Source organism: Paraburkholderia sp. RL18-085-BIA-A (genome assembly GCF_046027075.1).
GTDB lineage: Bacteria > Pseudomonadota > Gammaproteobacteria > Burkholderiales > Burkholderiaceae > Paraburkholderia.
On the sequence record NZ_JARESU010000292.1, the window covers coordinates 1 to 4,384 of the forward strand.

Genomic DNA, 4,384 nt, shown 5'->3' on the forward strand with positions numbered 1-4,384 from the left:
CACAACAGTGCTACCTGTCGGTATAACCAGGCGAAGTCCCTGCACCGAATTCAGCCTGCCATCGGTGAAAGCCATATTCATCGGTTGGCAGCGTAGCCCGTGATCCGGGGTCGACCCTATTTCTTGCTTCATCATAAGCAGAAGTCTCCTCCTTGCCTCGTCGCACATCCAAGCTTAGGTCGAATTCAAGGCTGCTTAAGGCGGATTCGTCATATGTGCAGAAGCGACCCCGACCTCGTCTGGAGTCGCTGCTGAGCTATATCGCTGGGCAACTCAGACGACGCTCGATCGGTTGCTAGCCGGGTTTTCAAACCTACACATCGTTTCTGCAAGCTGACGCTTATGCCAGATAAAACCAGCGTAAGCGATGGGGCAGCATGCGCGGTCAGATATGTTGCCCGACAACATCGTCATCAGCGGCGTCTCATAAGTAGTTGAAGTGACTGATAGTCAGTTTATCGGACTGGGATCGGACTTTCTCGCTGATGTCCACGTCCGGATCGGGAACGCACCTTACCGCGGTTATATGTCCGTATAACCAGGCAACGCTAACGCGGTATCGGCATATCCAACCGTAGAGTAGATTCGCGCTTCGGCAAAACTTATTCTTCTCTCATCGAGAAAGCGCTCGCCGCTTGCGTATGGTGAGAGCCATTCTCTGACAGCATGTCCGAAGTCGTATTGGGTTCAGCGTTCGTGCGGAAGAAATCGGTGGATGGCTGCGACGCGCACAAGTTGCTTCGAGATAACAAGCATGTAACCCGAGAGACAGGATCGCGTCAACGGCGGTTGACCAGAATGGAATCACCCCGTCCGGATCAGCGACGAAAGGCGCCAAGGCGCGTTGATAGTGAATGCCACAGGAGATTGCCATGTTCATCTACTCGATCCGTTATCGCGCTGGCTGCGGCCGTTGGTCGGTCGCTTTCGCACAGGCCGCTTCACAGTCCGACGCTGAAGCGATTGCAACCTGCCGTTATGGCGCTTTCCATTCCGTCAGTCGTGCCGGCTTTGTCCGGGTATAGAAAACGTGGTTGTGGTCGAGGCAGCTATGGAATTCGACGCATTTATCAGACAAGCCGAACGGGACGCCAAGGTGGTCGACGCGTTGTATATCGCGCGTCACATGCTGGCGACGTACCACGGTCTCATTGTCCATTCCGAACGTGAACAGTGGAAGACGGACTTCAGGCCGCAAATCAAGCAGATCGACACGGCTCTTCGCCTGCTTGGCATCGATATTGACGATCCGATGATCGCCCCTACGCATCTGCCGTGATGACGCTAATTGAATTCAGGCCCGAACTCGCGGCAATCTTGCGCAATGCAACGCTGTCGCAGTCGCAATGATCACAGGCTCGGCCATCCTCGCCGTGCCATTTACGTCGAATCGTAGCGCTCCCGCCCTTCGGCCTTTCGATCACGCTTTCCGGAATTGCGTCCACGACGTCACTTAACTTTTCGCTGTTGCACGACCTTCTTCCGAACTCGCGCGATGTCGGTAGGACGATGGCATTCGTTGTCGTTGGCGGCAATATCTTCGGCATGATTGCGCCCATTGCAACGGGATATGTGATCGGCGCGACAGGCAGCTATGATTGGGCGTTTGGCATCGCTGGCATCCTTCTGCTCGTCGGCGCAACAGTCGTTGTCACCATGGCGCGCTCGCCAATGACCATCAACCGCGACGCTTCTAGTGCGCAGGTCGCGGTGTAACGTGATAGCGCGGCAGTGTCAGTGGCGACGGGTTTGAACGACGCCGCATGCTATCTGCCGTCCGCTTCGTCCCAGTGTCCGTTCCCGCACACGTTGTGGCCGTTCGAACTACACGGACGGCCGTCTCTTGTTGGCCGGGTGCTGCCGCACATAGAGAACAGCGGCCGATACGCCCGTTAGCGCGAACTGGTCGTAGTCGGACGTGGGAATTCCATAGCCCCTGGTCAGAAAATGGGCGAGAGAAAATGAGTTCGCACAAGCGGGGATTATTGTTAGCTACTGACAGTTTTCGACCCAGACGAACAACACCGGGAAATGTGAAACCGTACACCGCGGCCGCGGCCGCGTACTGCAGGAAAGCGCGCGAGCGCGCCGCAGCAGGCGTTTGACGCATCGACGAGGGGCCTGTTGCGTCACGACCCAAGTCATCGCACGGCCGGTGGTTCCGCGTCGGTCGGGACGCCGGCCATGTACCGGAACAGTGCCAGCGCCCGGTTCGCCGTGGAGGCATCGTGCCCGCTCGCAATGGAACTGCTGGCTTGCCGGTCGATGCGCGCGAGAATATATAGGCCCCATACGTCGTTCGTCTGGCGCTGTGCGAACACCACCGTCTGCAGCGCAGCCGGCTGAAACAGTGTCAGTCCGAAGGCACGGACCGGCGACACATTTTCCTCGGCCAGCGCCATCCGCTGCGGGCTGTGCTCCAGCACCCGCATCCGGTACACCAGGGGGCCAGAGCGGCTGTCGCGCACCCAGAAGTACAAGGTTCGACCCGCTTGCAGTTCCGACGGGCGGAAATCACCCCGCCGGTCCCCGCCCTCGGCGGGTCCGGCCAGCGCTGCGGCATCCAGGAACAAGGGACGCCACTTCTTGTCGGTCGTGGACCAGTAGCGCACGGTGCTCAGGGTGGAAACCGCCCCGGCACGTGCCAACAGCGTCTCGGGACCGCCGGCGACGCGGACCAGCCCTGCGAGCGCGACGACAACCCGGGAGCGGGACGCGGCAGGCCATCCGGTGCACGAGGACGGCCGCCATTCGCCCGCATCGAGCTCCTCAGCGCGCAGGATCGCCATCGCGGGTTGCGCGCCCAGCGACCCGTAGGCCGGCACCGGCGGTGTCCCGCACGGCGGCGTTGGCAACGGGGTTGCCACGGCGAAGCCGGCGGCAGCCGCCAGTGGCACGCAGCGGGCGGCTGCCTTCAGGCAATACGAACCGCGAGGACGCGCAACGTTCATCTGGGCTTGCCTCCCAGCAGCGGCTCGGTCAGGAACTTGACGACGTAAATCGATGCGGCTCCGATGTTGAAATACCTCAGCGCGACGTAGCGGCGCATCAAGGGGCGAAAGATCCCAAAGCCTACATCCGAGATCGCCCGGGCAAGTCGTTCGCCGGCATCCCTTTGACGTTCAGGTCCTCGATAACCACCGCCTGGTTCTCGCGGCAGAGCCGAGTCGTGAGCTTGTGCATGAAATCCGCTCTGATGTGCGCGATGCGTGGGCAGCCTTGCCAAGGATACAGCTGTCTTCATCTATTGACGACGGCGAAAACGATTCCTCGCTCGCCCGTCTGCAGAGGTCGAACGTGACGCCTCGTTGCGGGTCGACAGGCCTTGTAAAGCGGACGGGAAGCTATAGTGCCTTCTCCCGGCCACAAGATAAAGTTGAAGTTTCTTATCGTGTGCATTACCGATCGTGCATGGATCGGTGTTAAAGCAGCAGCGTTGCCTTGTCACCCTTGATGGACATACCGTTCCCAAGTGCATTTACTATGCTATGCCAAGTATCGTCAACGTGATGTAATCGATAACCAGAAAGTACGTTCTGGAAATACCATCCTTGCACTAATCGCTCAACGCCTTTAACCACGCGGGTTTCGACGCCCGATCATCACTGCGGATTCGCTACAACCCAGCTTCCCTCTCCATCCCTTACGCGGTATCGGCTAGAGTTCCACCTGTGATGCAGATCCTATTGGAGAAGACATGCGCGACAACCTGATTCCCGTCATCGTGGGCCGGAAATGGCAAATTGCTAAGGGGTATCATGCCGTTGAACTTCGAACAACGTCCAAATCGGCGCTTCCGCCGTTTAACAATGGGTCGTGCGTCACTCTCTGTCTGAATATCGCTGGCGACAAGCAAAGAATTTATCCTTTGCTCGGTGTTTCGTCCCTGTGCGATGGTTACGTGGTAGGCATGAGACAAGAAGGTGATGGCAGAACGGATAGTCTGCTAACCAGGTTTCCGTTGAATGAACGAGACGAAGTGTTTGTCGTCGGCACCCCCGAAAGCCCGCCGACAATTTTGGACGATCGTGTGCGAACTATCTTTTTTGCTGGCGGAATAGGCACAGCGTCGATCGCGGGAATCGCGAAGCGGCTTGCATCGGCGGGTCAAAGGTTCGAGGTGCACAACTTCGCCCGATCAGCCGACCGCGCAGTTCTTCGAGAAGAATTTGACGCGCTTCGAAGTCACGGTGAGGTCTATCACCATTTCGGCCTGTCCGATGATCTATTCGCGCAGAAGAGTTCCCACGCAATGAGTCCAACTCATGCCAACACACAGATCTACTGCAGCGGCCCCCCTGCTTTCATGGATCTCATTGAGCGCCAAGCCCGCGAATGGGTGTATGCAGCGAACGTTCATAAAATCGCCCTTGGCGACCAAAAG

General features: G+C 58.2%; 6 protein-coding genes. 4 read left to right on the plus strand and 2 right to left on the minus strand.

The genetic code is table 11. The annotated features are described in order from the left end of the window. The first annotated feature begins 872 nt into the window (after positions 1–872). From P0D89_RS51180 to P0D89_RS51190, 3 genes are all read left to right on the plus strand, one after another. Positions 873–1,025 (plus strand): hypothetical protein, encoded by a 153-nt coding sequence (locus tag P0D89_RS51180; RefSeq protein WP_408228488.1) that lies wholly within the window; start codon positions 873–875, stop codon positions 1,023–1,025. A 26-nt stretch (positions 1,026–1,051) separates the two neighbouring features. After that, on the plus strand, positions 1,052–1,279 hold the full coding sequence (locus P0D89_RS51185; protein ID WP_408260233.1) for a hypothetical protein: 228 nt from the start codon (positions 1,052–1,054) through the stop codon (positions 1,277–1,279). A gap of 188 nt (positions 1,280–1,467) precedes the next feature. Then, a complete protein-coding gene (locus P0D89_RS51190; protein ID WP_408260236.1) occupies positions 1,468–1,716 on the plus strand; it encodes an MFS transporter in 249 nt (82 codons plus the stop codon). Positions 1,717–2,141: 425 nt separating this feature from the next. Here P0D89_RS51190 and P0D89_RS51195 read toward each other — a convergent pair whose 3' ends face one another. Together P0D89_RS51195 and P0D89_RS51200 are read right to left on the minus strand one after the other, a co-directional pair. After that, positions 2,142–2,789 (minus strand): DUF6675 family protein, encoded by a 648-nt coding sequence (locus P0D89_RS51195; protein WP_408260239.1) that lies wholly within the window; start codon positions 2,787–2,789, stop codon positions 2,142–2,144. A gap of 283 nt (positions 2,790–3,072) precedes the next feature. Then, positions 3,073–3,234, minus strand: a complete 162-nt coding sequence (locus tag P0D89_RS51200; RefSeq protein ID WP_408379349.1) for a transposase — start codon at positions 3,232–3,234, stop codon at positions 3,073–3,075. A 463-nt stretch (positions 3,235–3,697) separates the two neighbouring features. Between P0D89_RS51200 and P0D89_RS51205 the strand changes: the two genes are divergently transcribed. Next, positions 3,698–4,384: ferredoxin reductase domain-containing protein (locus tag P0D89_RS51205; protein ID WP_408370556.1), on the plus strand; the 687-nt coding region annotated here is incomplete at its 3' end.